We start from the raw sequence: 26,700 nt of genomic DNA on the forward strand, positions 1-26,700 counted from the left end.
GAACTTCATGTCCGAAACTCCTTACGTGTCGGTGCTTATTCCGGCGAAAAATGAAGCCGGCAACCTCATTCCGCTGTTGGAAGAAGTGCGCGCCGCGCTGGCCAACGAGACCTTTGAAGTCATTGTGGTGGACGACGGCAGCACCGACGCCACCGCCGCCGAATTACGCAGCTTGCAGGCCGCTGGCTACCCTCAGTTGCGAGTGCTCAGCCATGCGCGCTCCCTGGGCCAGAGCACCTCGATTCATCACGCTGCCGAGGCGGCACGGGGACACTGGTTGGCAACGCTCGACGGCGATGGTCAGAACGATCCTGCCGATCTTCCGAAGATGCTGGATCTGGTTCGTGGCTCGGAAGGAAAACCCGGGGGCGTGAAGCTGGTGGCGGGCCATCGGGTCAACCGTCAGGACACCGCGAGCAAACGCTGGGCGTCGCGATTCGCCAACCGACTGCGCAGCCAGTTGCTCAAAGACCAGACCCCCGACACCGGCTGCGGCATCAAGCTGATCGAGCGCGAAGCGTTTCTGCGCTTACCGTATTTCGACCACATGCACCGCTTCATTCCTGCGCTGATCCGTCGTCACAACGGCCGAATGCTGGTGCAGCCGGTCAACCATCGCGAGCGCGGGGCAGGGGTGTCGAATTACGGCAACCTGGACCGTGCGCTGGTGGGCATTCTCGACCTGTTCGGTGTGTGGTGGCTGATAAGGCGCACCCGTCTGGACGTTACCGCACAAGAAACCGAGGTCTGACATGGGCAGAGAATCGTTGTGGCTGGCCGTCGGATTCATCGGCCAGTTGGCGTTCACCGGGCGTTTTGTCCTGCAATGGCTGTACAGCGAATACAAGAAGCGCAGCATGATCCCGGTCGGGTTCTGGTACCTGAGCATCCTCGGCAGTGCGTTGCTGCTGGCGTACGCGATTTACCGTCAAGACCCGGTGTTCATCGTCGGGCAGTCCTTCGGGTTCATCGTCTACTTGCGCAATCTGCAATTGATCGCCAAACACGGTGAGAAGGCGTCTCCTGAACCGAACAAGGGAAGCTGAGGCCGTGCGGATACGATTGGCGTCTTCGCGGCTGGAGTGTTGGGCGTGTGTCGGGTTGGCCATCGTGCTGTTGGGCGCCGGTCTAGGCTGGCGGCAACCGCTCAATGTCGATGAAGAGCGCTTTCTGGGCGTCGCCCTGGAAATGCTGCAGAACGGCTCCTGGTTCATACCGCACCGCGCGGGTGAGATCTACGCCGACAAGCCGCCGCTGTTCATGTGGGCAGTGGCGCTGTGCGTGCAGTTGACCCATCTGCCCAAAGTCGCGCTCTACCTGCCGGCGTTGCTGGCGGGCGCGGTGTCCACCGGCTGTCTGTATGACCTGGGCCGGCGTCTGTGGGGACGGCGTGTCGGGGTGATATCGGCGCTGCTGTTCCTTTCGACCTACCAGACCTACAGCATCTTGCAGACCGGGCAGATCGACGGCTTTCTCGCACTCTGGATGATGCTGGGGATCTACGGCCTGTGTCGGCATGTGCTGCTGGGGCCGGCGTGGGGCTGGTTCTACATCGCCTGTGCGGCCATGGGCCTGGGTGTCATCAGCAAAGGCGTGGGTTTTTTGCCGGCCCTGATGTTGATTCCGTATGCCTACGCAGTTCGCAAAGGCTGGCACGGGGTGGTGCCGATGCCGGGCAAGGCCAGGGCCTGGTGGCTGGGGCTGGTGGTGGCGTTGGCGGCGATTGCGATATGGCTGCTGCCGTTGATGGTGATCGTGTCCCAGGGCGATGCCGACAGCCTGGCGTACGCTCGGGAAATCCTGTTGAAGCAGACCGCTGGCCGTTACGCCAACGCGTGGGACCATCGCGAGCCGTTCTGGTATTTCTTCGTCCAGGTCATCCCCAAGTACTGGATACCGATCATCTTCATGCTGCCTTGGCTGGTGCCTGCCTGGCGCAAGCAGTTGTCCAAACGCGACGGTCGAGTACTTGTTCTGCTCGGCTGGGTACTGCTGGTGCTGGTGTTCTTCAGCCTGAGCACCGGCAAGCGCAAGATCTACATTTTCCCGGCGGTGCCTGCGTTGGTACTGGCGGTCGCGCCCTTGATCCCCTGGATGCTGCGTCGCTGGTTCAGCCGCAGGCCTTGGCGCCGAACGCTGTTCGTGACGCTGACGGCGGTGTGGTTGTGTGCCTGGTTCGTCCGCGGTTTCGTCGAGCCTCGGCAGGAAGGCGTCAATCCGCACGAAACCATGATGCAGGACGTGGCGCGGTTGACCGGCCATGCAGAGATGGTGCTGGTGGGCTGGCGAGAAGGGCATTGGTTGTTTGCGCAGCAACCTGTCGTGCACTTTGGCTTCATGGACAAAACCCCGCTGGAGCACTCGGTCATCTGGTTACGCAGCCATCCGAACGCCTACGCCCTCGTGCCCGCCAACGATATGGCGCGCTGCTACGACCCGGCGAAGGCCCGCAGCGTGGGCGACACCTCGCGGGCCGAGTGGTACCTGGTCGGGGCGGATGCAGACAACGGCAGTTGCCAGTCCCCGCCGCCGGAGAAGGTGTATGTGTTTGAGTGGACGCAGCAGCGGGTGAGTGGTGTCGTTTCGCGTTGACCGGTAAACGACCACAAACCCTGTAGGCGTGAGCTTGCTCGCGAAGGCGATGGGTCAGCACTGTCACCCGTGACTGACACACCGCATTCGTCCGAATGGCGGCCCATACCCTCGTAACCTCGGACGTCTCCCACTGGGGCCGCGTCGTTCCGAAGACATGAGGACAACGCTGACAGGCTGTCAGTGCTGCACGCCGGCTCGCTTGAGCAGTTTCTTGCAGCGCTCGGACAGGTGCACGACCCGCAGGTGTTTGCCGGCTTTCTGATAGCGCTCGCGCAAGGTTTTCAAGGCGGCGATGGCCGAGTAATCGACGAAGCGCACGTGTCGGCAGTCCAGCGTCACGTGCTCCGGGTCATTGAGGTGATCGAACTGGTCGAGGAACAGTGTGGTCGAGGCGAAGAACAGGGTGCCGTGCAGGTGATAAAGCTTGCTGCCGTCGGCTTCGGCATGGCTGTCGGCATACAGCTCGCGAGCGTGTTGCCAGGCAAAGTTGAGGGCTGCGATGAGAATGCCGAACAGCACAGCGGTCGCCAGGTCCGTGAGCACGGTGACGAGGGTCACGGCGATGATCGCCAGCACGTCGTTCAACGGCACTTTGCGCAGTACCCGCAGCGACGCCCAGGCGAAGGTCTGTTGAGCGACCACGAACATCACACCGACCAGTGCCGCCAGTGGGATACGTTCGATCAGCGGCGACAGGAACAGCACGAACATCAGAATCATCACCCCGGCCACGATGCCTGACAGACGTCCACGTCCCCCGGAACTGAGGTTGATCACGGTCTGGCCGATCATGGCGCAACCGCCCATGCCGCCGCAGAAACCCGAGGCCATGTTGGCGACGCCCAACGCCACGCATTCGCGGTCCGGATAGCCTCGGCTTTCGGTTATTTCATCCGTGAGGTTAAGCGTCAGCAAGGTTTCCAGCAGACCGACCATTGCCATGAGGACGGCATACGGGGCGATGATGGAGAGGGTGTCCAGGTTCCAGGGAACCTCCGGCATCGCGACCCCCGGCAGGCCGCCCGCGATGTGCGCCATATCGCCGAGCGTGCGGGTCGGCAGGTTGAATAGGTACACCAGCAGCCCGACCCCAAGTATGGCGACCAGCGCCGGCGGGACCGAGCGGGTCAGACGCGGCAGGATGTAAACGACGGCCATGGTCAACGCCACCAGACCGAGCATCAGGTACAGCGGCGCGCCGCTGAGCCAGGTGTCGCCGCTTTTGAAATGTTCGAGTTGGGCCATGGCAATCACGATCGCCAGACCGTTGACGAAGCCGAGCATCACCGGGTACGGCACCATGCGCACCAGTTTGCCCAACCGCAACACGCCGAACGCAATCATCACCAGACCGCCGAGCACCACCGTCGCCAGCAGATACTGCACGCCGTGCTGCACCACCAGCGCGACGATCACCACCGCCATTGACCCCGCAGCGCCCGACACCATGCCGGGCCGACCACCGAACAGCGCGGTCAGTGTGCAGATGATGAACGCGCCATACAGGCCCATCAGCGGGTTGAGATGGGCGACCAGGGCGAACGCGATGCACTCGGGCACCAAGGCGAAGGATGTGGTCAGGCCGGCAAGGACATCGGCGCGTAGGCGGGCGGGTTTCATGAAATACCTGTGTGACGGCGCGGCGCTGGGACGGCCGCGTCAGCGAAAAAAGGGGTGATGTTACGGAATGTTGCGTGCGTAGGCCAGCAGGGGAGCCGTGCGCGTTTTTTCGTCGAGAGGCTGACGCGTCGTGCCTTGGGCCGATCGCAACGTCGCCGTCAGGTCCTTGCCTGTGGTCATGGCAACTGATCGATGGCCACTCATTCTTTTGGCGCCGCAGTCGATACACGTTCCATGACTGACCGTGGTGACCCCTTGCGAATTCCTATGCCAACGCTTCCCCCTTCGGACGCTTTAAATCCGAAAAGCCATCGGTCCAGTGTGGCGCTGGCCCGTGCCTCGCTCTTCAAATTCGTTGTGTTGTTGATCGGTGTGTTTGTGCTGGGAGCCTGCATGCTGGCTTATCTGGCCCGGGATCTTGACCGAGTCGAGGAAGCTGAAAGCGCGTTCTACACCCACAAGGCGATGCATTCGCTGGAAAAGTCGCTGAGTACGACCATCAAGGACTACGCCTTTTGGGGCGACAGCTACAAGCACCTCCACCTGCGTGTCGACGCCGACTGGGCCTTCGTGCGTCAAAACATCGGCGCGACGCTCTACAGCGATTTCGGGGTGGAGGGCCTGTTTGTCGTCAACGATGCCGATTCCACGGTTTACGCTGTCACCGAGGGAAACCTGACGACGGTTGACGCCGCGAAGTGGTTGGGGTCATCGATGAGCGAGATCCTCGCCCGTGCGCGAGAAGGGGCCGAGCAGGAAACCCCGACGACCGCCTATATCAAGGTCAACGGCGTCCCCGCGCTGGTCGCCGCCGCCGCGATAACGCCCGGCACTGACCCGACCGTCATAGCGGATGACCGGTCCCCATCGGTGCTGATATTTGTCACGTTGCTGACGGACGCGAAGGTCGCAGCACTGGGCAGGGACTACGGCGTCGATGCGCTTCATGTCGTCACGCGGAACGAGCCGGGGCAAGCATCGATGCTGACGCTTGGACAGGACGGCGAGGCGGGCGCCCTGGGCTGGACCCCGCCCCAGCCAGGCAAGCGTTTGTTGATGTTGGGGTTGCCGTGGGTCTGCGTGGCCGCACTGCTGGTCTGCCTGATGGGATGGGCCATTTTGCGTCGAGCCACCGCCAGCGCCAGATCGCTCGATGACAGTTACGCATCCTTGCAGCGCAGCCAGATCGCGCTGGCCACCAGTGAGGCGCGGTTTCGGGATGTGGTGGAAGCCAGCTCCGACTGGGTATGGGAAATCGATGAGCAGGGCCGGTTCACCTATTTGTCGGAGCGATTCGAAGCCGTCACCGGTCTGCCGCGCGACGGTTGGGCCGGCGCTTCCATGGATGATTTGCTGGGCACTGAAATGGGGACCGTCTCGCAGTGGCTGGCGATTCCGGATCGCAAGCCTGAGATCAGTATCCAGTGCCGTTATGCGGACTCGCGAGGGCAGGCGCGGATCACGCGCCTGTCCGCCCGGAAAATGAAAGGTGGAGGCTTCCGCGGAACGGCAACGGATGTCACCGAAGAGGTCGAGGCGCGACGGCGCATCGAATTTCTTTCGCAGCACGATGCCCTGACCGGCCTGCCAAACCGGGTCAGGCTTCAGGAGTTTCTGGACGGGAAGCTCAAGGCGACGCCGACGGTGCAGCGCCCGCTGGTCATGCTCAGTCTGGACCTGGACCGATTCAAGCCGGTCAACGATCTGCTGGGGCACGCCGCAGGTGACACAGTGCTGAATGAAGTGTCCCGACGGCTTTCCGATTGTGTCCGCCATGGCGACCTGGTAGCTCGCGTGGGGGGTGACGAGTTTGTGCTGATCCTGACCGATGTCGAGGGGCCGCAAGAGATCGAGGCGTTATGCCAGCGATTGATCGGGTCCATCGAGCATCCCGTGCAGCTTGGTGATCATGAGGTGTTCGTCAGTGCCAGCATCGGTATCGCAATGGCGCCCACTGACGCCCGTGAAGCCGCCGAACTGCTTCGCTATGCCGACATCGCGTTGTATGAGGCCAAAGCCGGCGGCAGGAGCACCTGGCGTTTTTACGCCGGCGACATGAACGCCCGGATCATCGAACGGCGTCGGCTGGAAAGTGATTTGCGCTTTGCCATCAAGCATGGCGAGTTAAGGTTGCATTTTCAGCCACGGTACCGCATCGCCGATGGGCAAATGGTAGGTGCCGAGGCATTGGTTCGTTGGCAGCACCCTGTCCGTGGACTGATCGCTCCCGACACCTTCATCCCGATTGCGGAGGAGACGGGGCTGATCATTCCGCTGAGCGATTGGGTCATTGCTACCGCATGCAGCCAGGCCACCACCTGGCCGTCTCCTCTGTTCGTGTCGATCAACCTGTCGCCTGCAGAGTTCAAGCGCGGCCAGGTTGCGCTCCGGGTTCAGAAGCTTCTGGAGGCGAGCGGCCTGGACCCGTCGCGCGTCGAGCTGGAGATCACCGAAGGGGTGATGCTGGAGGATGCCGCGGGCGCGCTGGAAGTCATGCGATCGCTCAAGCGTCTCGGCGTCAGGATTGCGATGGATGACTTCGGCACGGGGTATTCGTCATTGAGCTATCTGCGCACCTTCCCGTTCGACGGGTTGAAGATAGACCGCAGCTTTCTCACCCGCCTGAGTGAAAGCGAAGACGACCAGTCGATCGTCAAAGCCATCATCGGCTTGGGGCGAGCGCTCTCGCTGACGGTGACCGCCGAGGGCATCGAAACGGCCGAGCACCTCGCGCTACTCAAGGCCGTGGCGTGTGACGAGGGACAGGGTTATTACCTGAGCAAGCCATTGAACACGAGCGACTTCAAATCGCTGCTGGGGCTGACCAGTCCGGTCGAAAGCGACTGCTGACGGGCGGGCAAATTTTCCCGGTGTCCAGTCAGGCAAGTTTGTGTAACGATGCCTGGCTTGAATGTTCGTTGCCCACCCGATCCGCACGCCTTTAAGGACAGAACACGGATGCTCGCTGCCCTCAGACATTACCCTGCGTCAGTCAATCTGCTGCTGTCCTCGTCACTGTTTCTCACGCTGGGCAGGGCGATCACCTTGCCGTATCTGGTGATTTACCTGTCATCCAGCTTTGTATTGAGCATCAGCGACATCGGCATGATCGTCGGCAGTGCGCTGATCGTCGGCTCATTGTTGAGCCTCTACGGCGGTTATCTCACCGACAAGCTGTCCAGCTACAAACTGATCCTGAGCTTCACCGGGTTCTTCATCACCGGCTTCGTCGGCATGTGCATGACCAGTAAGCTGTGGCTGTTTTTTCTGTTTCTGGTGTCCTTCAACTTCGCCTATTCAGTGATCGACATCGTGGTCAAGGCGGCGTTTGGCAAGCTGCTGCCCGTGGCCGAGCAAAGCAAGGTGTTTTCGGTTCGCTACACGCTGATCAACATCGGTTATGCGGTGGGGCCCTTCATTGGCGCGGGGTTGGCACACTGGAACATGAAGCTGCCGTTTATGATGTCGGCGCTGCTGGGTCTGGGGTTCTTCGTGGTCTACTCGATTTTCGGCGACCGCAAACTCAGCTCGGCGGACCCTGCAAACGCGCCGGTATCATTCCTGGCGGTCGGGCGGATTCTGCTCAAGGATTATCGGTTGGTCTGCTTTACCGTGGGCGGTGTGCTGAGCGCGGTGGTGTTCGGCCAGTTCACGGCGTATATCTCGCAATACCTGGTGACCACCAGCACCCCGGAGTTCACGTATCAGGTCATCAGTTCGGTGGTGGCGGTCAACGCCACGGTGGTGATCTGCCTGCAGTATCTTGTCGGCAAACACATCAGTCATCAGTACCTGAATCAGTGGCTGACAGCAGGTTTCAGTCTGTTCCTGATGGGCGTGGTCGGCTTTGCCTTGTCGAGCACGGCGCTGCACTGGTCGCTGGCAGTGGCGATTTTCACCCTTGGCGAAATCATCGTCTTCCCGGCCGAGTACATGTTCATCGACCGCATCGCGCCGACGCACCTGCGTGGCATGTATTACGGCGCGCAGAACCTGTCCAACCTCGGCGGTGCACTGGGTCCGGTGTTGTGCGGTTTTGCGCTGGCGACGCAGTCAGCGCACTTCATGTTCTATATGCTGGCGGCCTTTATCGTGGCCGGCGGCTGTTTCTATCTGCTGGGAGCGTCCTATTCCAGACGTCACGATCAATCCTCCAGCCCGCGGTGAAGTCTTGCGATGAGTGTTCTGTCTCCTCTGGATGCCTGGCAACAGGCGGTCGATGCACAAGGTTTCCAGCCGGACGAGGCTCAGCGTCAGGCGGCGCAAAGGCTTCAGGAGTGCTGGCAGGCCCTGCGTGATCGCACGGCTCACGGGTCGCCGAAGGGCGTGTACCTGTGGGGCCCGGTCGGGCGTGGCAAGACCTGGCTCATGGACCGTTTCTACGAAAGCCTGCAGATTCCCGCACGTCGCCAGCATTTTCATCACTTCATGCGCTGGGTGCATCAGCGGCTGTTTCAGTTGAGCGGCGTCGCCAGGCCGCTGGAGGTGCTCGCCCGTGAACTCGCGCAGGACGTACGCGTGCTGTGCTTCGACGAGCTGTTCGTGAATGACATCGGCGATGCAGTCATTCTGGGCGGTTTGCTGCGAGCCATGTTCGAGGAAGGCGTGGTGCTGGTCTGCACGTCGAATCAACGGCCCGAACAGCTGTATGCGACGGGGCACAACCGCGATCGCTTCGTGCCCGCCATCACAGCGATCAATCACTACATGACCGTCGTCTCGGTGGACGGCGGTGAAGACCATCGCTTACACCCGGGGCAAATGCAGCAGCGTTATTGGGTGACGAACGCGCAGGGTGCCAGCGCCTTGGTCGAGGTCTTCGAAACGCTGAGCGGCGGTGAATCGGTGTCGACTCAGCCTGTACCGGTGGGGCGTCGTCATCTGCCGGTCGTACGTGCCAGCAGGACGGTGGTCTGGTGTCGGTATGCCGATCTGTGCGAGCAGCCCTTTGCGGCGATGGACTTCATCGAACTGTGCGATCGCTACCAGGCGGTGTTGCTGAGCGAGGTGCCTGCGTTGAGCGCGCCGCAGCGTGAAGGGCGCATCGCACGGGGAACGGAGGACGCCGTGGAGCAGGTGGCCGCGGGCGATCGTGAACTGCCGCAGTTGTCACCTTATGATGACGGCGTGCGGCGGTTCATTGCCTTGGTGGACGAATGTTACGACCGCAAGGTGCCGCTGTATGTCGAAGCGGCCCTGCCGATGCAGGAGCTTTACACCGAGGGTTATCTGTCCTTTGCCTTTCGCCGGACGCTGAGCCGCTTGCAGGAAATGCAGCTGGCGCGGTTCGGGCATTGATCGGTTTTCGGTCAGACGTTTGAGTCTGCGCCCTTGATTCCGGGCGCAGCCCAGGCGCTCCTGCGGGGGACGCCGCTAAACACGGTTTCTGCGTCGTTGCGCCAACACGTGCTTGCCGCCTTCACCCATCAGCACCATGACTGCGAGCCAGATCGGCAGGTAGGTCATCCATTCATCTCGCCCGATGGACTCACCCAGCAGCAGGGCGACGCCGACCAGCAGCACCGGTTCGACATAACTCAACAGGCCGAACACGCTGAATGCGAGCAGGCGACTGGCGAGGATGTAGGAGACGAGGGCCGAGGCACTGATCGCACCCAGTAGCGGAATCAACAGGTAGAAGCGCGGGTACTGTTCGACGATTGCCGGGTTGCCCTTGCAGATGAAGGTCACCGCCACCGGCAGGATCAGCAACATGTCCCACCACAGCCCGCCGAGGTGATCGGTCTTGAGCTTGCGACGCAGGACGAAATACACCGGATAGCCCAGGCACACCACCAGGGTTTCCCAGGAAAAACTGCCCAGACGCAGCAGCTCATTGCCCACGCCGACCAAGGCGCAGCAGGCGGCGATCTTCTGCAAATGCGAAAGCTGTTCGCCATAGACCAGGCGCCCGGTGAGGGTCATTGTCAACGGCAGCAGAAAATAGCCCAGCGACACCTCCAGACTGCGTCCGTGCAAGGGTGCCCACATAAACAGCCACAGTTGCAGTCCCATGAGAAATGCCGACAACGCCATGGCGCCGAGCAGTGCCGGGGTTTGACGAATGCGCCCGGCCAGCGCGCGGGCCAGCGGCCAGTCGCCACTGGACAGCATGAAGACCGTGGCGCAGGGCAGGGTCAGCAGCATGCGCCAACCGAATATCTCTTCACCACTCAACGGTGTGAGCAGTGAGGTGTAGTAGTACATGACCGCGAAGAGGCAGGAGGCCATGACCGATAACGCAACGCCCTTGTACACAGGGTCTCCTTGGTTTCGATGCTGGGGATTTTAAAGGCACGTATGGCGTCAGGCTCTGGCGGTCTGATCGCGGGAAACGGCGCTCAGTCTAGCTGAAGGTGCCGACCTCGTCGGCACGGAATCTGGTAAACGCCAGATCAGTTGGCAGTAAACGATGCACGTTTGGCAGAGAAAGAAACCGTGCCGGTTGAGGGATGACCGGCAGCGATGTACCGGGTCTGCCTGCGTCTTCACGAGCAAGCTCACTCCCACAGTATTGTGCAGTGCGCCGGGAACGTGCGTTGATCGTTGATTCCGAAAGACAGTTAAGGCTACTGTCTTCGGCATTGCGCCAACCTTTGTTAGGCTCGCTGCTTGTCAGTCCATGACGGGCGGCGTTTTCTACCGACAAGCAAAGGAGCAGCAATGACCTCCATTGGCACCGCAGCACCGACCGTGCCCGGGCGGCTCGAACAGTTTTCCACCCGCGTCACGTACTTCATCACCGGTTTCAGCATTTCCGCGTGGGCGCCGCTGGTGCCGTATGCCAAAAGTCGGCTAGGGCTGGACGATGCCAGTCTTGGCTTGTTGCTGCTGTGTCTGGGCATCGGCTCGATCATTGCGATGCCGCTGGCAGGGGCCATGACGGCGCGCTACGGCTGCCGTCGCATCATCACCGTAGTGGGCAGCATCGCCTGCCTGTGCTTGCCGCTGCTGGCGACGCTCTCCAACGTGCCGTTGATGGTGGCCGTGCTCTTCATTTACGGCGCGAGCATGGGGGCACTGGGCTGCGTCACCAACATTCAGGCGATTATCGTCGAGCGCGCCAGCGGCAAGACCATGATGTCGGGCTTTCATGGGTTGTTCAGCTGTGGCGGCATCCTGGGCGCGGCGGGCGTTTCCGCTCTGCTGAGCATTGGCGTGTGGCCTTGGTTGACCGTTTCGTTGGTGTCGGTGTTCATCGGCGTTGCCTTGTACAAGGCGCGCCCAAACATGTTGAGCTATGGCAGTGAGCCCGGCGGCCCTGCATTTGCGGTGCCCCACGGGGTGGTGCTGTTCATTGGTCTGATGTGCTTTACCGTGTTTCTCACCGAAGGCGCAATGCTGGACTGGAGCGCGGTGTTCCTCAGTGCGCAGCGCGGCGTCGAGCCGTCCTACGCCGGTTTTGGTTACGCGGTGTTTGCCTTGGCGATGGCCATCGGGCGCTTGTGTGGCGACCCGATCGTGCGTCGACTGGGTGTGCACAAGATCATTCTGTTCGGCGGGCTGTGCGCAGCGGTCGGCATGACGGTCGCGACGCTGGTTCCGTACTGGCAAGCGGCCTTATGCGGTTATGCGCTCGTGGGGCTGGGTTGCTCCAACATCGTGCCGGTGTTCTACAGCGCGGTGGGTCGCCAGAAAACCATGCCCGAAAACGTCGCCGTCCCGGCCATCACCACGCTCGGTTACATCGGTATCCTGATGGGGCCGGCCGGTATCGGATTCGTCGCCCACCTCAGCAGCCTCGGTGCGGCGTTTCTGATCATCGCCGTGATGCTGCTGGGTGTCGCGGTCAGTGGTCGCTATCTGAAGGTGTAGCGTCAGGCCGGAACCATCGCAAAGCCCACACCGAAGCGGTTCCAGGCATTGATGGTGGCGATCGCCAGGGTGATGTTGGCGACGTCCGTTTCGCTGTAATGCTCCAGCAGCGCTTCGTATTGATGCTGCGGCGCGTGATGGATCGACAGTTGCGTGAGGCTTTCGACCCAGGCCAGCACAACCTTCTCTTTGTCGGTAAAGAACGGGGTGTCTGCCCACACGCTCAGAGTCTGCAGGCGGGCTTCGGTTTCGCCAGCCTTGCGGGCGTCGTTGGCGTGCATGTTGACGCAATAGGCGCAGCCATTGATCTGCGAAGCGCGCAGGCGGATCAGTTCCAGCAGCGCGTGGTCCAGGCCGGATTTGGCCAGAGCGGCCTCTAGCCCGATCATGGCCTTGTAGGCTTCTGGCGATTTCTGTGCCCAGGCGATTCTCGTGTTCATGTGTGTGGCTCCGATGAAGTCAGTGGGAAATTCGTTGGATGTGGCACTACATTACGCGTGAGCCCACGATGGCCGAATAGCCAATGGATCAGGATTTTTGGAGTCCAATTGCCTGGGGTTCTGCAGGAGGGAGCTATCGCATCTCGCACCTGCGTCGTGATCTGTGAACACGCTTCATGAACCGCGCGGCCACGCTTTGCGCCTTGCCGCTCAGGCTCAGCGATCTAGCATGGGCGCCAACCATCACAAGGAGTCATTCATGTTTGCCGGATTCCAGAAAGACCAGCGTCTGGTCAACGGTGTACAGATCAGCTATCGCATCGGCGGTACCGGCCCAGGCCTGTTGCTGCTGCACGGCCACCCGCAGACACACGTGATCTGGCACAAGATCGCCGAGCGCCTGAGCCAGCATTTCACGGTGGTGGCCGCGGATCTGCGTGGTTACGGCGACAGCAGCAAGCCGCCTGCCACACCAGACCATTCCAGTTATTCCAAGCGCGAGATGGGCCGCGACATGGTCGAGTTGATGCGCGAACTGGGCCTGCCGACGTTCTCGATCCTGGCCCATGACCGTGGCGCGCGTGTCGCGCACCGGCTGGCGCTGGATCACCCGACGACGGTCACGCGCATGGCCCTGCTCGACATCGCGCCGACGCTGGCGATGTACAGCCAGACCAATGAGGCGTTCGCCCGTGCCTATTGGCACTGGTTCTTCCTGATCCGTCCGGCCCCGTTACCGGAAATGTTGCTGGAGGCCAATCCGGAACACTACCTGCGCAGTGTCATGGGCACCCGCAGCGCAGGGCTGACGCCATTTACTGATGAAGCCTTCGCTGAATACCTGCGGTGCGCGAGCCTGCCGGGTGCAGCGCGTGGCGTCTGCGAAGACTATCGCGCCAGTGCCAGCATCGACCTGGAACATGATCGGGCGGACATTGAGGCGGGTCATCATCTGACGTTGCCGTTGCTGGTTTTGTGGGGTGGCGAGGGGACGGTGGGCAAATGCTTCGAGCCGCTCAAGGAGTGGCAGAAAGTCGCCACCGACGTACGCGGCAAGCCGCTGCCGGGCGGGCATTACCTGGCCGAGGAGATTCCGGAAGAGTTATTGGCAGAGGTGTTGCCGTTCTTGAGGTGAGACCTGGGGCGTGATCTGTTTCTGGTGGCAAGCCGGCTCCCAAAGGTTTCAGGTCTGGGCATTGGTTTGTGCGTCACCCCGGATCCTGTGGGAGACGTCCGAGGTTACGAGGGTATGGGCCGCAATTCGGACGAAGGCGGTGGGTCAGTCACTGGTGATGTTGCTGACCCACCGCATTCGCCAGCAAGCCGGCTCCCACAGGTTCTGCGATCTGGACACAGGTTTGTGCATCAACAGGTTTGAAGTCTGGGCACCGGTTTGTGCGTCAACCCAGGTCCTGTGGGAGACGTCCGAGGTTACGAGGGTATGGGCCGCAATTCGGACGAAGGCGGTGGGTCAGTCACTGGTGATGTTGCTGATCCACCGCATTCGCCAGCAAGCCGGCTCACCACGGCATCTGGCCAGAATCAAAAGCCGGTCAGCGGGATGTGGCGCGGGTGTTGACTCGCTGGCTTCGCGCAACAACCCGCTCGCGCACCTTGTCCCACGCCATGTTGAACAGCATCGTATAAGGCAGGAATAACAGCAGCAGTCCGATATCCAGCAGGAACGCTTCCCACAGGCTGATCGACAGCCACCACGCCGCCAGCGGCACGACCGCGACGATCAAACCCGTTTCGAACGAGATGGCGTGCAGCGCGCGGGCCTTCAAGGTCATGGCAAAGCCGAGCCGCGCCCGCAGTCGGTCGAAGCCGGCATTGAAGACCATGTTCCAGAGCATCGCCACGGTGGAAATCATCACGGTCATCGCGCCCATTTTGCCGAGGGACTGGCCGAGGACCCAGGCCAGTCCCGGGGCAAACAGCAAGACACCGATGAGTTCGAACACCACCGCGTGCAGCGCGCGCTCTTTGACGGATTTAGCAGGGACAGCCGACTTCGCGGCCTTCTCCCTGGACAAGGCGTTAACAGGCATGACGTGTTCACTTTGTTACCGGGCAGGCGTGCATTGTCCACGGGCGATGGACTAAAGTGAAAATCGTTGCCATCGGAAAAACCGATGGATGCACGAGCGAGCGTGAGCATGAGTTATTCACCCGAAGCGCTGGAAGCGTTTTCCCAAGTGCGGGCGCTGGGTTCGTTCAGCGCCGCGGCGCGCCGTCTGGGCAAGAGTCAGTCAACCATCAGCGAGGCGATTTCCCGACTGGAAATCGACCTGGGCGTGACGTTGTTCGACCGGTCGTCCAGGCACCCGACGCTGACCGAGGCGGGCAGGGCGCTGCAAGGACGGATCGAAGCGCTGCTGGGCGCCTCGGACAAGCTGCGTCGAGCCGCAGCCCGTCTGGCCGAAGGCATGGAGCCACGCTTGACGCTGGTGTTGTCGGACGCCAACCAGTTCGCCGAATTCGAGGCCCGCATGGCCGAGCTCGATCAACGTTTTCCCGAGATTGAACTGGAATGCGTGTTCGCCGAACACGGTGATGCGATCAACCTGATCCAGAGCGGCCGAGCCTCGCTCGGGTTGCTGTCGGCGCAGGCAAGTTACCCGCCAGAGGTGGGTTACGCCACCATCGCCGAGCGGGCCGATTTTGGTCTGTTCGTGTCCCATACTCATCCGCTGGCCTCCGAGATGGCGGTCGACTACCCCATGCTCGCGCAGCATCGGGCGCTGCGCCTGAACACCATCGTTGATGAAAGTGTTCCCACCAATGACCTGCCCAGTGGTGCCCGTCGCAGTTGGTCAGCACCCAATTACCTGTTGTTGATGGACATGGCGGTGTTCGGGTTTGGTTGGTCGGCGCTGCCGCGCTGGCTGGTGCGTGGCTACGCACAAGGACGGCTCAAGGAGTTGCGGGTGCCGGGATGGCCACGCAGTTCGGCGGTGGATGTGATCTGGTCGCGGAAAAAGAGCCTGGGGCCAGCAGGCGCATGGTTGCTGGACACGTTGCTGGAGGGGCGAGGGGATTATTAGGGGACGACTCGCAGGAACGTTGCTTCGGCATTCCTGCGAGTCTGCTCTGTCGCTTACGTGATTACGCCGGGAACCTCAGCGCATTGGTCAGATCGCCCATCGGCGCCTGGCCGCGAGCGATCATGGCGTTGTCACGCTCGACGATGCCGTCGAGCTTTTCGAGTCCGTGGACGCGGGTGATCAGGCGCAGGATGGAGGCCGTGTCATAGACCGTATGGTCGACCGTGCCTTTACGGGCGAATGGCGAAATGACAATCGCCGGAATGCGTGTCCCAGGGCCCCAACGGTCGCCCTTCGGCGGTGCGACGTGATCCCACCAGCCGCCGTTTTCGTCGACAGTGACGACGATCACCATGTTTTTCCATTGCGGACTGTTACGCAGCATCTTCACGGCGCGGTCGATGTGTCGGTCCCCGGCCGCGACGTCAGCGTAACCCGCGTGCATGTTCAGGTTGCCCTGAGGCTTGTAGAAGGTTACCGCGGGCAGTTTGCCCGCCTCGACATCGGCGAAGAACTTGTTGGTACTGGAATCGTCGCCCAACCCGCCATCGCGCAGGCGTTTGTTGCGCTCCTCGCGGTTCTCCGGGCCCAGACGCTTGAAATAGTTCAGCGGCTGGTGGTGGTACTGGAAGTTCGGGATCTTGGGGATGCCCGCCGAATCCTTGTACTCGTCCAGCGTGACTTGCCAGGCGCCGGCGTACCACGCCCAGTCGACATTCTTTTTCGTCAGCTTGTCGCCGATGTGGTCATGGGTTTGCGGCACCAGCATGTTGGCCAGGTTGGGTTGCGAATAGTCCGGCTTTTCCTTGTCACGCAGCCAGGTCGGCCAGTATGGCGGTGCCATGGTATTCACCGCGTACCCGTCCGGGGTCAGCAGGCTGGGCCCAAATTGCGGTGGACCGTCCATGGCGCTGGCCGGGGACTTTTCCAGCGGCTTGAGACGGGTTTCCAGCGGGTCGTTGCTTTCCAGCGTGGCAATCTGCGACTTGGCGGGCGAGTTGGCGGCGTCAGGGTAAAACGGCACCTTGGCCGAAACCAGGTACTGGTGATTGAGGAACGAGCCACCGAAAGCGCCCTGAAAGAAGTTGTCGCACAGCACGAACTCCCTGGCGACGTCCCACAAACGAAGGGAATACTGGGTCTGCCCATAGTGGCCCATGGTCAGGCTGCCGGAGTCGGCCCATGCCACGAAGCCGTCATTCTTGCCGCCGTTGATCTGCATCTGGTTCTGATAGAACACATGCCAGAGGTCGCGGGTGACAAGGCCCAACGGCAAGTCTTCCCCGCTGGGCCCTTTGAGGGCATACGGTGCGTTGGGCAGGTTTTCCTGATACTGAACGCCGGTGGCGTAGGTCACGCCATCGATGCTCTGCGGGCCGATCTGGCAGACACCGCCCCAGCATTGCGGCAGTTTGTCGAGCACGGAGCCGTTGCGATCGCGCTGCCGGTAGTCCTCCGGCTTGACCGCAGACAAAGGTTTTTCCACACCGGGAAAGTTGGCGAACAGGTTGTTGAAACTGCGGTTCTCGCCATAGATCACCACGATGGTCTTGACGTTGTCCTGCAGGGCCTTGTCCAGCTCAGGACCACTGAGCACGGTTTCAGGGGCGGTGGACTTGCCATCGCCCGGCATTTCGCTGGCGGCCACGACACTGCTCAACGTAGCGCCAGCGCCCAGTACGGCAACGCCGCCGAGGAAACGACGGCGGCTGGTATCGGCGGGGGAATCAACAGGGTGATCGGCAGCGGACGGCTTGTTGGGGTCTTGTTGTTTGTCGCTCATCACGGCTCCTGCGGCGGCATTAGAGATGTTACCAATTATGTCGAAGGAGCCTAATCTTGCAATGTGACATTAATGCGACAGCTTGAGACGGCGGGTCTAGAGCGATTTCAGGACGTCCAGGCAGCACACTTCATCGCTCGGGTTCTGTCACCGCTGCGCCGCCGGCTGGTCCGGCGGCAATCCCGAGACGGTGTTGTACCGGCTCATGATCCGGTCGATCTCGCCGGACATGCGCATCCTCAGCAAGATCCGCATCAGCCGCTGCGCGGGAATTTGCGCGTCGTTGCGCACGATGCAACCCACCGGCTGCTCGTCGAGAACGGCGATGCCGCGCAGCTTCTGATTCTCGGGCAGGTTGCGATTGAACCAGTCCAGCGACCATTGACTGCCCACGGCGTAGCGGTAGCGGTGAATCTGCAGTTTCTGCAGCACCTGGACTTCGCTGCGCGCGTCATCACGCTTCAGGCGATGGCTGTCGAAAGCGGTTTGCAGGGTGGGGTAGGCGTAACCAAGCACGGTCCCGATGGTTTCATCGGTCAGGGTGTCCGGGGCTCTGGGCGTGGCGTTATCCGGCGTGCTGATCAAAAGATCACGCTGGATGAGCAGCGGCAGACTCCAGGTGTAATCGCCGGACAGATTGGGCATCCATGATTGCGCGGCGTAACAGCGCACATCGATACCGCCGCGCTCGAGCGTTCGCTGCACGCGCTGAACCGGGATCACGCGATATTCCGCCGTCAGGTTTGCCTGCGCCGCCATGCTTTGCATGATGTCGAAGAGGATGCCGCCGGTGGGTTGGTGGTCGTCGAGTTGCACCAGTGGCATCGACCACGCATCGGCGATGGAAAACCTTAACGGCGCTTCCTCCGCTACAACGAACCCACTTATTAGCAAAAAAGCGCTCAATGTCAGCAACCGCATGAGGTCCCTCGGTCTGAGCCGTATGCTATTGGGCAGTGATGGCAGTCTAGCGGCAGATTGTTTATATGCGCGCGTTCATATTGCCCGGATGCAATTTTGGCCCCGCTCCGCTAGCATTAGCGGTCTTCCGCAACCCAGTCGCGACGGTTTTCAATGAGTTATCAGGTTCTTGCACGTAAATGGCGTCCGCGCTCGTTCCGCGAAATGGTCGGCCAGACCCATGTGCTCAAGGCCTTGATCAACGCGCTGGACAGCCAGCGCCTGCACCATGCCTATTTATTCACCGGCACGCGCGGCGTCGGCAAGACCACGATCGCGCGCATCATCGCCAAATGCCTCAACTGCGAAACCGGTATTACGTCCTCGCCCTGTGGTGAGTGCTCGGTGTGCCGCGAGATTGACGAAGGTCGCTTCGTTGACCTGATCGAGATCGACGCCGCGAGCCGCACCAAGGTCGAAGACACCCGTGAGTTGCTGGACAACGTGCAGTACGCGCCCAGCCGGGGCCGCTTCAAGGTCTACCTGATCGACGAAGTGCACATGCTGTCCAGTCATTCGTTCAATGCCTTGCTGAAAACGCTGGAAGAGCCACCGCCCTACGTCAAGTTCATCCTGGCAACCACCGATCCGCAGAAGCTCCCGGCTACGATTCTGTCGCGCTGCCTGCAGTTCTCCCTGAAAAACATGACGCCGGAGCGCGTGGTCGAGCACCTGACCCACGTCCTGGGCGCTGAAAACATCCCGTTCGAAGACGATGCGCTGTGGCTGCTCGGCCGTGCCGCCGACGGTTCGATGCGGGACGCCATGAGCCTGACCGACCAGGCGATCGCGTTCGGCGAAGGCAAGGTGCTGGCCGCCGATGTGCGGGCAATGCTCGGCACGCTGGACCATGGTCAGGTGTACGACGTGCTCACGGCCCTCATTGACGGCGATGCGCGTTCCTTGCTGGAAGCCGTGCGTCACCTGGCTGAGCAGGGGCCGGACTGGAGCGGTGTGCTGTCGGAGATCCTCAACGTGTTGCATCGCATTGCGATTGCCCAGGCGTTGCCGGAAGGGGTCGACAACGGTCACGGTGACCGGGACCGCGTACTGGCGCTGGCCCAGGCACTGCCGGCCGAGGACGTGCAGTTCTATTACCAGATGGGCCTGATCGGTCGCCGCGATCTGCCTTTGGCGCCTGACCCCCGTGGTGGCTTCGAGATGGTGCTGCTGCGCATGCTGGCATTCCGTCCGGCCGACAGCGATCACGCGCCGAGACAGCCGTTAAAGTCAGTGGGGATCAGCCCGGCCACGGTTGATTCCCAGACAACGGTGGCCGGTGCGGCGCCTGTTGCAACGGCACCTGCAGCGGCTACGGCAGCCCCGGCGCCTGCTCCCGTTCTGGAAAAGCCTGCGCCTGCAACGCCACCCGTGCCCGCTTATGCGCCTGCGCCGGTCGCCGAAGTGACCGCGCCAACGCCGGTCGACGATGTTGACCTGCCCTGGAACGAGCCTGAGGCGGCACAGCCGGTCAGCGAGCCTGAGCCCGAGCCGGTTCCAGCCTCTGTTGTCGAAGACATCCCCGAACCGGTCCTTGACACCGTGGGCGAGCAACCCGAGCTGACGCCGATGCCGACACCGGCACCTGCGAGCCCGGTGCCGGATGCCCCGGAAGTCGAATCTCGGGAACACATTCAGGCGGCCACCGAGGTCGTCACTCCGGCGATGCTCGAACAGGTGCCCGACGCCGCGCCGTATGTGCCCGCGCCGATGGACCGTGACGACGAACCGCCACCCGATGACGATTATTACGAGCCGGACGTGGACCTCGATCCGGCGTCGTTCGCCTATCTCGATGATCTGGCTCACGACACGGCCGAGGCGGTGGAGAAAGAGCCCGAGTTGTTGCCGGCGGCCAAGCCGGCGACCGGCCTTGCCGCCGACTGGCTCGAGCTGTTCCCGAAATTGCCGATTTCCGGCATGACCGGCAGTATCGCCGCCAACTGCACCCTGATTTCCGTGGAGGGCGACAACTGGTTGCTGCACCTGGATCCGGCTCATAGCGCGCTGTTCAACGCGACGCAGCAGCGCCGCCTGAACGATGCACTGAACCAATATCATGAACGCACCCTCAACCTGACTATCGAGCTGATCAAGCCCGAACAGGAAACCCCGGCTCAGGCGGCCGCGCGTCGGCGTGCCGATCGCCAGCGCCAGGCCGAGGCGTCGATCCATGCCGATCCGTTCATCCAGCAAATGCTCGAACAGTTTGGCGCGAGGATCCGTGAGGATACGATTGCTCCCGTGGATGCTCCGGTTGTACAGACTTCTTAATGACCGCAAGGCGCTAAGCTGATTTAGCGTCGCGCAATGACCCCATCGACTTTCGAGGAGAATTCCCATGATGAAAGGTGGCATGGCTGGCCTGATGAAGCAGGCCCAGCAAATGCAGGAAAAAATGGCCAAGATGCAGGAAGAACTGGCCAATGCCGAAGTGACCGGCCAATCGGGCGCAGGCCTGGTGAGCGTGGTGATGACCGGTCGTCACGACGTCAAGCGCATCAGCCTGGACGACAGCCTGATGCAGGAAGACAAGGAAATCCTGGAAGACCTGATTGCCGCCGCCGTTAACGACGCCGTGCGCAAGATCGAAGCGGCCAGCCAGGAAAAAACCGCCAGCATGACCGCCGGCATGCAACTGCCGCCCGGCATGAAGCTGCCGTTCTGATCGAGCGGGTTTGCTGCACCCGAATGCCAGGCCAAGTGCCTGGCATTTTCGTTTGTGGGCCGCAGCAATGGGGGGCACGCGTTGGCCAGTGCGAGATTGGTCTGGCCGCAAGCATGATGTGTCTCATATCAACCGCGACATCCAACCGAACCCCGCCTGAGCGCTACGGTCTGCTTTCTATAGCCTGTCACTCATCGATAAAGGACCGCTCCGATGTCGCAAGAATTGATCCTCAACCAGCGTATTGTCCTGGCCTCCCGTCCGCAGGGGGCGCCAACCCCGGAGAATTTTCGGCTTGAGCGCGAGGCGTTGCCAGACCTGCAAGACGGCCAGGTTCAACTGCGCACGCTGTACCTTTCCCTCGACCCATACATGCGCGGCCGCATGAGTGACGCGCCGTCCTACGCGCCACCGGTTGAAATCAATGCCGTCATGGAAGGCGGGGCCGTCAGCGTGGTTGAGCAATCGCGTCACCCGGCGTTCAAGGAGGGCGATCTGGTGGTGGGTCAAACGGGGTGGCAGACCCACAGCATCTCCGACGGCAAGGGTCTGACGCCAGTGCCCAAAGACTTGCCGAGCCCGTCGATGGCCGTGGGCGTGCTCGGCATGCCGGGCATCACGGGTTACATGGGCCTGATGAACATCGGCCAGCCCAAGTCCGGTGAAACCCTGGTGGTCGCCGCAGCCTCCGGCGCGGTTGGCTCGGTGGTCGGGCAGGTCGCCAAGCTGCACGGTCTGCGCGTGGTCGGCATCGCGGGTGGCATCGACAAATGTCGTTACGTCATGGACGAGCTGGGTTTCGACGCCTGTATCGATCACAAGAGTGAGCATTTCGCCGAGCAACTGAGTGAGGCGTGCCCCAGCGGCATCGATATCTATTTCGAACTGGTTGGCGGCAAGGTCCTGGAGGCGGTGCTTGGGCTGCTCAACGAACATGCCCGGGTACCGCTGTGCGGTCTGATTGCGCAGTACAACGCTCAGGGGCTGCCGGAAGGTTCGGATCACCTGCCGCTGCTGATGCGCACCCTGTTGACCAAGCGCGCGAAGATTCAGGGCTTCATCGTCTTCGAGGAATACGCTCACCGTCTGGACGAATTCATGCAGGCCATGGTGCCGCTGGTGAAAGACGGAAAGGTGAAATTCCGCGAAGACGTGGTCGAAGGGCTGGAGCATGCGCCCGATGCCTTCATCGGCATGCTGGAAGGCAAGAACTTCGGTAAGTTGGTGGTGAAGGTCTCGTCACCGTGATTTGACGCTAATCGGAGGCGCGGGTATAAACCGCGTCTCGTGTATTTGTCGGACCTTTCTCCAATGAGCTTCAGCCCACTGATTCGCCAGTTGATCGACGCCCTGCGCATTCTGCCCGGTGTCGGTCAGAAAACCGCCCAGCGCATGGCGTTGCAGTTGCTCGAGCGCGATCGCAGCGGTGGCTCGCGCCTGGCGCAAGCGCTGAGCCAGGCCATGGAAGGCGTCGGACACTGCAAACAATGCCGCACCCTCACCGAAGACGAACTGTGCCCCCAGTGTTCGGATGTACGTCGGGATGACACGTTGCTGTGCGTGGTGGAAGGCCCGATGGATGTCTATGCCGTGGAGCAGACGGGCTATCGCGGCCGCTACTTCGTGCTCAAAGGGCACTTGTCGCCGCTCGATGGCCTCGGACCTGAAGCCATCGGCATTCCGCAATTGATGGCGCGTATCGAAGAGCAGGGCACGTTCACCGAGGTCATCCTGGCGACCAACCCGACCGTGGAGGGGGAAGCCACCGCCCATTACATCGCCCAGTTGCTCAACAACAAGGGCCTGATCACCTCACGGATCGCCCACGGCGTGCCGTTGGGCGGTGAACTGGAGCTGGTGGACGGCGGCACGCTGGCGCATTCGTTCGCAGGGCGTAAGCCAATACAGCTTTGACGTTTTGCCACGTATGGTATGAGCCGGCTTGCTGGCGAAGGCGTCGGGTCAGCCACAGCCAGGGTGAGTGACACACCGATTTCCCCGGCAAGCCGGCTTCTACAGTTGAGGCCGCTGGTGTGGCCGGCTTATTTATCGGTCAACGCAAACTGCGTCAGACAGAACGTCGGGATTTCCATGTCTTGCAGGCGCTGCGAGCCGCCCAGCTCGGGCAGGTCGATGATGGCGGCCGCTTCATGGACTTTCGCGCCCATGCGGCGGATGAGATTGGCCGCTGCGATCAGCGTGCCGCCCGTGGCGATCAAGTCATCGAACATCACCACCGAGTCGCCGTCGCACAGGCTGTCGGCGTGGACCTCCAGGAATGCTTCGCCGTATTCGGTCTGATAACCCTCTGCCAGTACATCCGCGGGCAGCTTGCCCTGCTTGCGGAACAGCACCAGAGGCCTGTTGAGCTCGTAAGCGATGATCGAGCCGATCAGAAATCCGCGCGCATCCATGGCACCCACATGGGTGAAGTCCGAGTCGATGTAACGCTGCACGAAACTGTCCATCACCAGGCGCAGCGCCTTGGGCGACTGGAAAAGCGGAGTGATGTCACGAAAAATGACGCCGGGCTTGGGGAAGTCCACCACCGGGCGGATCAGGGATTTGAAGCTGAATTCATCGAAAATCATCGAAAAGTCTCGGGCAGGAGATACACGCAAAGAGCGTAGTTTAAGCCTGCCCGGCCTGTGCCGCCATCAGCTTTCCAGCGAACCGCCCGCCAGCGCGCACAGCTGAATCGGGTCCAGAATGCGAATTTCCTTGCCTTCGGCGGCGATCAGCTCGTTTTGCTGAAAACGGGTGAACACCCGGGAAACGGTTTCCACCGCCAGGCCCAGGTAATTGCCGATTTCGTTGCGCGACATGCTCAGCCGGAACTGATTGGCTGAAAACCCGCGTGCCCGGAACCGGGCGGAGAGGTTGACCAGAAACGTGGCGATGCGCTCATCAGCGGTTTTCTTCGAGAGCAGCAGCATCATTTGTTGGTCGTCGCGGATCTCGCGACTCATCACGCGCATCAGTTGACGACGCAGTTGCGGCAATTGCACCGACAATTCATCCAGACGTTCAAAGGGAATTTCACACACCGAAGTGGTTTCCATGGCCTGGGCGGAGACGGGATAGGCCTCTGAGTCCATGCCCGACAACCCGACCAGTTCACTGGGCAGATGGAAGCCGGTGAGCTGCTCTTCGCCGCTGTCGCTCAAGCTGAAGGTCTTCAGCGCTCCGGATCGCACGGCGTAGACCGAATCGAAGGTATCGCCCTGACGAAACAGGAACTCGCCTTTTTTCAGTGGACGGCCACGTTTGACGATTTCGTCCAGTGCATCCATGTCTTCAAGGTTCAATGAAAGCGGGAGGCACAACGGGGCCAGGCTGCAATCCTTGCAGTGAGCCTGGGTATGAGCACGCATCTTTACTGGCTCAGACATCGGGTAATTCCTTGTAAAAAAACACACATAAGTCGTAAGGGTAACCCACGGGTCAATGCTTCGACTAGCACGCGCCTTCCTTGGCGTGAAAATGATTCCTGCCGCTGAAACGGAAATGTCCTAGATCACGCGCGAAAACCGCTGACGGTTCTGTACGCTCATGTACGCATCGAAGACCATGCAGATCGAGCGCACCAACAAGCGACCGGCCGGCGTGACCCGGATACCGTTGCTGTCCAGATGGATCAACCCGTCTTTGGCCATTTGCAGCAACTTTGGCCAGATGTCGTTGAAATAACCGCGAAAGTCGACACCGAACCGATCGTTGATCGAGGCGAAATCCAGCGCGAAATGACAGATCAACTGCTGGATGACCGCGCCACGGACGTGGTCGTCACCGTTGCGGATCAGCCCTCGCTTGGTGGCCAGTTGATCACTGGCGATCAGGGTCTGGTACTCGTTGAGGTCGTTGCTGTTCTGCGCGTACAGGTCGCCGATCTGGCTGATGGCCGACACCCCGAGTCCGATCAGGTCGCAATGGCCGTGGGTGGTGTAACCCTGGAAGTTTCGCTGCAGCGTGCCTTCTTCCTGAGCAATGGCCAGGTCGTCATCGGGCAGGGCGAAATGGTCCATGCCGATGTAGCGGTATCCGGCCGCGGTCAACTGCTCGATGGTGCGCTGCAGCATCTGCAGTTTGTGTTCGGCGCTGGGCAGTTGTGCCGTGTCGATGCGCCGCTGGGGCATGAAGCGTTCAGGCAGGTGAGCGTAGTTGAAGACCGACAGACGATCAGGTTGCAGCGCGATGACTTCGTCGACCGTGCGCGCGAACCCCTCTGGTGTCTGGAGCGGCAGGCCGTAAATCAGGTCGATGTTCACTGACCGGAACTGCAGCGTGCGGGCGGCTTCGACGATCGCACGGGTTTCTTCCAGGCTTTGCAGGCGGTTGATCGCGCGCTGCACCAGCGGATCGAGGTCCTGCACGCCAAGGCTGACACGGTTGAAACCCAGTTCCCGTAGCAGGCCCATGGTCGACCAGTCGGCCTCGCGGGGATCGATCTCGATGCCGTAATCGCCGGAGTGATCGTCGAGCAGGGTGAAGTGCTGGCGCAGGTGCGCCATCAATTGACGCAATTCGACATGGCTGAGAAAGGTCGGCGTGCCGCCACCAAAATGCAGTTGTTCGACCACCTGACGACCGTCGACATGGCGGGCGATCATCTGGATCTCGTGTTCCAGGCGCTGCAGATAGACCTGAGCGCGGCTGCGATCCTTGGTGATGACCTTGTTGCAGGCGCAGTAGTAGCAAATGTTGGCGCAGAACGGGATGTGCACATACAGCGACAAGGGACGCGCGGCCTTGCGGCTTTCACGCAGCGCATGCAGCAGATCGAACGCACCCACTTGCGTATGAAACTGCACCGCTGTGGGATAGGACGTATAGCGCGGCCCGGTCAGGTCGTAGCGACGGATAAGTTCAGAATCCCAACGAAGGTCGTCGAGCATGCGGGCATTCCCGAAAAGGCTGGCGGTAAAGGCAGTCTAAGGAGTACGCCGCGCGCACGTCGTGATCTGGGTCAATGTTTCAGGGCGATCAGTGCCCCATCAACCAATGCTGATGCGGGCCGGGCAGCGTCCACAGCCCAAACAATATCACCAGCAGTCCACCGCCGACCCGCACGCTTCGTTTACGCAGCAGGGCCGTGGTGCGTTCGGCGGCAAGGCCGGTGGCGATCAGGACGGGCCAGGTGCCGACGCCGAAAGCCAGCATCAACACTGCGCTGTACAGCGCATCGCCCTGACTCGCAGACCACAACAAGGTGCTGTAGACCAACCCACAGGGGAGCCAGCCCCACAGTCCGCCGAGCAACAGCGCGCGTGGCAGGCTCGACACCGGCAGCAGTCGACTGGCGACCGGCTGAATGCATCGCCACAGCCCACGCCCCAGTCCTTCGATGCGTGTCAGGCCGCTCCACCATCCGGCCAGATACAGGCCCATCGCGATCAGCAACAACGCAGCCACCACCCGCAACAGCATGGCGCCGGGGCTGTTGGCGACCGCCCATCCCGCCAGGCCTAGCAACAATCCAGCGCACGCATAACTGAAAATGCGCCCGACGTTGTAGGCCAGCAACAAGCGAAAGCGTCGGCCGCGTTGCTCTTTGGGGATCGCCATGGTCAACGCCCCCATCAGGCCGCCGCACATGCCCAGACAGTGACCACCGCCAAGCAGGCCGAGAATCAGGGCCGAGAGCAGTTGGGGGAGGAGATCAGGCATGCCGGTAGCCCGAAGGTTCTGTAGCGATTACACCCACGCCATCGCGGGCACGCGCGCTCCTACAGTTGACGTGCCGTGCGCAGACCCTCGCACCTGCACTGATCC

General features: G+C 61.5%; 23 protein-coding genes. 13 read left to right on the forward strand and 10 right to left on the reverse strand.

The genetic code is table 11. From position 1 onward, the window contains the following. Positions 1-7: 7 nt before the first annotated feature. The 3 genes from BMY73_RS15525 to BMY73_RS15535 are packed head-to-tail and all read left to right on the forward strand — an operon-like array spanning position 8 to position 2,592. Positions 8-751 carry a glycosyltransferase family 2 protein gene (locus BMY73_RS15525; protein ID WP_062385708.1) on the forward strand — a complete coding sequence of 248 codons (744 nt, stop codon included), beginning with the start codon at positions 8-10 and terminating at the stop codon, positions 749-751. 1 nt (position 752) lies between these two features. Next, on the forward strand, positions 753-1,046 hold the full coding sequence (locus BMY73_RS15530; RefSeq protein ID WP_062385706.1) for a lipid-A-disaccharide synthase N-terminal domain-containing protein: 294 nt from the start codon (positions 753-755) through the stop codon (positions 1,044-1,046). A 4-nt stretch (positions 1,047-1,050) separates the two neighbouring features. Then, on the forward strand, positions 1,051-2,592 hold the full coding sequence (locus tag BMY73_RS15535; RefSeq protein WP_092408178.1) for an ArnT family glycosyltransferase: 1,542 nt from the start codon (positions 1,051-1,053) through the stop codon (positions 2,590-2,592). A 180-nt stretch (positions 2,593-2,772) separates the two neighbouring features. Here the strand turns inward: BMY73_RS15535 and BMY73_RS15540 are convergent, their stop codons facing one another. Continuing rightward, positions 2,773-4,215, reverse strand: coding sequence for a SulP family inorganic anion transporter (locus BMY73_RS15540; RefSeq protein ID WP_092408180.1), 1,443 nt, complete (start codon positions 4,213-4,215; stop codon positions 2,773-2,775). A 267-nt stretch (positions 4,216-4,482) separates the two neighbouring features. Here BMY73_RS15540 and BMY73_RS15545 point away from each other — a divergent pair, with 267 nt between their 5' ends. The 3 genes from BMY73_RS15545 to zapE all read left to right on the forward strand — a co-directional run bounded on the left by BMY73_RS15545 (position 4,483) and on the right by zapE (position 9,513). Further along, complete coding sequence (locus tag BMY73_RS15545) at positions 4,483-7,065, forward strand: bifunctional diguanylate cyclase/phosphodiesterase (RefSeq protein WP_092408182.1); 2,583 nt, start codon at positions 4,483-4,485, stop codon at positions 7,063-7,065. A gap of 108 nt (positions 7,066-7,173) precedes the next feature. Next, positions 7,174-8,382: an MFS transporter gene (locus BMY73_RS15550; RefSeq protein ID WP_092408184.1), complete on the forward strand. Its 1,209-nt coding sequence runs from the start codon at positions 7,174-7,176 to the stop codon at positions 8,380-8,382. Between the two features lie 9 nt (positions 8,383-8,391). Further along, positions 8,392-9,513 carry a cell division protein ZapE gene (zapE, locus tag BMY73_RS15555; protein ID WP_092408186.1) on the forward strand — a complete coding sequence of 374 codons (1,122 nt, stop codon included), beginning with the start codon at positions 8,392-8,394 and terminating at the stop codon, positions 9,511-9,513. A gap of 75 nt (positions 9,514-9,588) precedes the next feature. Here zapE and rarD read toward each other — a convergent pair whose 3' ends face one another. Further along, positions 9,589-10,473, reverse strand: a complete 885-nt coding sequence (gene rarD / locus BMY73_RS15560) for an EamA family transporter RarD (RefSeq protein WP_062385696.1) — start codon at positions 10,471-10,473, stop codon at positions 9,589-9,591. A 405-nt stretch (positions 10,474-10,878) separates the two neighbouring features. Between rarD and BMY73_RS15565 the strand changes: the two genes are divergently transcribed. Then, the gene (locus BMY73_RS15565; protein WP_062385694.1) at positions 10,879-12,030 is read left to right on the forward strand and encodes an MFS transporter; all 1,152 of its coding nucleotides are present in this window, start codon (positions 10,879-10,881) and stop codon (positions 12,028-12,030) included. 2 nt (positions 12,031-12,032) lie between these two features. Here the strand turns inward: BMY73_RS15565 and BMY73_RS15570 are convergent, their stop codons facing one another. Then, positions 12,033-12,470, reverse strand: a complete 438-nt coding sequence (locus tag BMY73_RS15570; protein WP_062385692.1) for a carboxymuconolactone decarboxylase family protein — start codon at positions 12,468-12,470, stop codon at positions 12,033-12,035. Between the two features lie 259 nt (positions 12,471-12,729). On the opposite strand from BMY73_RS15570, the gene BMY73_RS15575 reads away from it, so the two are divergent. Continuing rightward, positions 12,730-13,605: an alpha/beta fold hydrolase gene (locus BMY73_RS15575; protein ID WP_062385691.1), complete on the forward strand. Its 876-nt coding sequence runs from the start codon at positions 12,730-12,732 to the stop codon at positions 13,603-13,605. 418 nt (positions 13,606-14,023) lie between these two features. Here the strand turns inward: BMY73_RS15575 and BMY73_RS15580 are convergent, their stop codons facing one another. Beyond that, the gene (locus BMY73_RS15580) at positions 14,024-14,506 is read right to left on the reverse strand and encodes a multidrug/biocide efflux PACE transporter (RefSeq protein ID WP_371914980.1); all 483 of its coding nucleotides are present in this window, start codon (positions 14,504-14,506) and stop codon (positions 14,024-14,026) included. 123 nt (positions 14,507-14,629) lie between these two features. Between BMY73_RS15580 and BMY73_RS15585 the strand changes: the two genes are divergently transcribed. Next, positions 14,630-15,517 (forward strand): LysR family transcriptional regulator, encoded by an 888-nt coding sequence (locus tag BMY73_RS15585; protein WP_092408190.1) that lies wholly within the window; start codon positions 14,630-14,632, stop codon positions 15,515-15,517. 61 nt (positions 15,518-15,578) lie between these two features. Here the strand turns inward: BMY73_RS15585 and BMY73_RS15590 are convergent, their stop codons facing one another. Both BMY73_RS15590 and BMY73_RS15595 read right to left on the reverse strand, forming a co-directional pair. Beyond that, the gene (locus BMY73_RS15590) at positions 15,579-17,300 is read right to left on the reverse strand and encodes an acid phosphatase (RefSeq protein ID WP_092408192.1); all 1,722 of its coding nucleotides are present in this window, start codon (positions 17,298-17,300) and stop codon (positions 15,579-15,581) included. Positions 17,301-17,447: 147 nt separating this feature from the next. After that, positions 17,448-18,221: a substrate-binding periplasmic protein gene (locus tag BMY73_RS15595; protein ID WP_092408194.1), complete on the reverse strand. Its 774-nt coding sequence runs from the start codon at positions 18,219-18,221 to the stop codon at positions 17,448-17,450. A gap of 153 nt (positions 18,222-18,374) precedes the next feature. On the opposite strand from BMY73_RS15595, the gene dnaX reads away from it, so the two are divergent. The 4 genes from dnaX (at position 18,375) to recR (ending at position 22,842) form a co-directional block, all read left to right on the forward strand. Beyond that, entirely contained in the window at positions 18,375-20,534 is a 2,160-nt protein-coding gene (gene dnaX, locus BMY73_RS15600; RefSeq protein WP_092408196.1) for a DNA polymerase III subunit gamma/tau, read from the forward strand. A gap of 67 nt (positions 20,535-20,601) precedes the next feature. Further along, complete coding sequence (locus BMY73_RS15605) at positions 20,602-20,928, forward strand: YbaB/EbfC family nucleoid-associated protein (protein WP_092408198.1); 327 nt, start codon at positions 20,602-20,604, stop codon at positions 20,926-20,928. Between the two features lie 213 nt (positions 20,929-21,141). Beyond that, positions 21,142-22,176, forward strand: a complete 1,035-nt coding sequence (locus BMY73_RS15610) for an NADP-dependent oxidoreductase (RefSeq protein ID WP_062385678.1) — start codon at positions 21,142-21,144, stop codon at positions 22,174-22,176. A 63-nt stretch (positions 22,177-22,239) separates the two neighbouring features. After that, positions 22,240-22,842, forward strand: a complete 603-nt coding sequence (gene recR, locus BMY73_RS15615; protein WP_062385677.1) for a recombination mediator RecR — start codon at positions 22,240-22,242, stop codon at positions 22,840-22,842. A gap of 128 nt (positions 22,843-22,970) precedes the next feature. Here the strand turns inward: recR and BMY73_RS15620 are convergent, their stop codons facing one another. The 4 genes from BMY73_RS15620 to BMY73_RS15635 all read right to left on the reverse strand — a co-directional run bounded on the left by BMY73_RS15620 (position 22,971) and on the right by BMY73_RS15635 (position 26,595). Next, positions 22,971-23,519, reverse strand: coding sequence for an adenine phosphoribosyltransferase (locus BMY73_RS15620; protein WP_062385675.1), 549 nt, complete (start codon positions 23,517-23,519; stop codon positions 22,971-22,973). Positions 23,520-23,585: 66 nt separating this feature from the next. After that, positions 23,586-24,320, reverse strand: a complete 735-nt coding sequence (gene fnr, locus BMY73_RS15625; protein ID WP_092408200.1) for a fumarate/nitrate reduction transcriptional regulator Fnr — start codon at positions 24,318-24,320, stop codon at positions 23,586-23,588. 120 nt (positions 24,321-24,440) lie between these two features. Further along, positions 24,441-25,823 carry an oxygen-independent coproporphyrinogen III oxidase gene (gene hemN / locus BMY73_RS15630; protein ID WP_092408202.1) on the reverse strand — a complete coding sequence of 461 codons (1,383 nt, stop codon included), beginning with the start codon at positions 25,821-25,823 and terminating at the stop codon, positions 24,441-24,443. Between the two features lie 88 nt (positions 25,824-25,911). Next, on the reverse strand, positions 25,912-26,595 hold the full coding sequence (locus BMY73_RS15635; protein ID WP_092408204.1) for a sulfite exporter TauE/SafE family protein: 684 nt from the start codon (positions 26,593-26,595) through the stop codon (positions 25,912-25,914). Positions 26,596-26,700: the final 105 nt, after the last annotated feature.

This window comes from Pseudomonas sp. NFACC02, assembly GCF_900110765.1.
In the GTDB taxonomy this organism is placed as follows: Bacteria; Pseudomonadota; Gammaproteobacteria; order Pseudomonadales; family Pseudomonadaceae; genus Aquipseudomonas.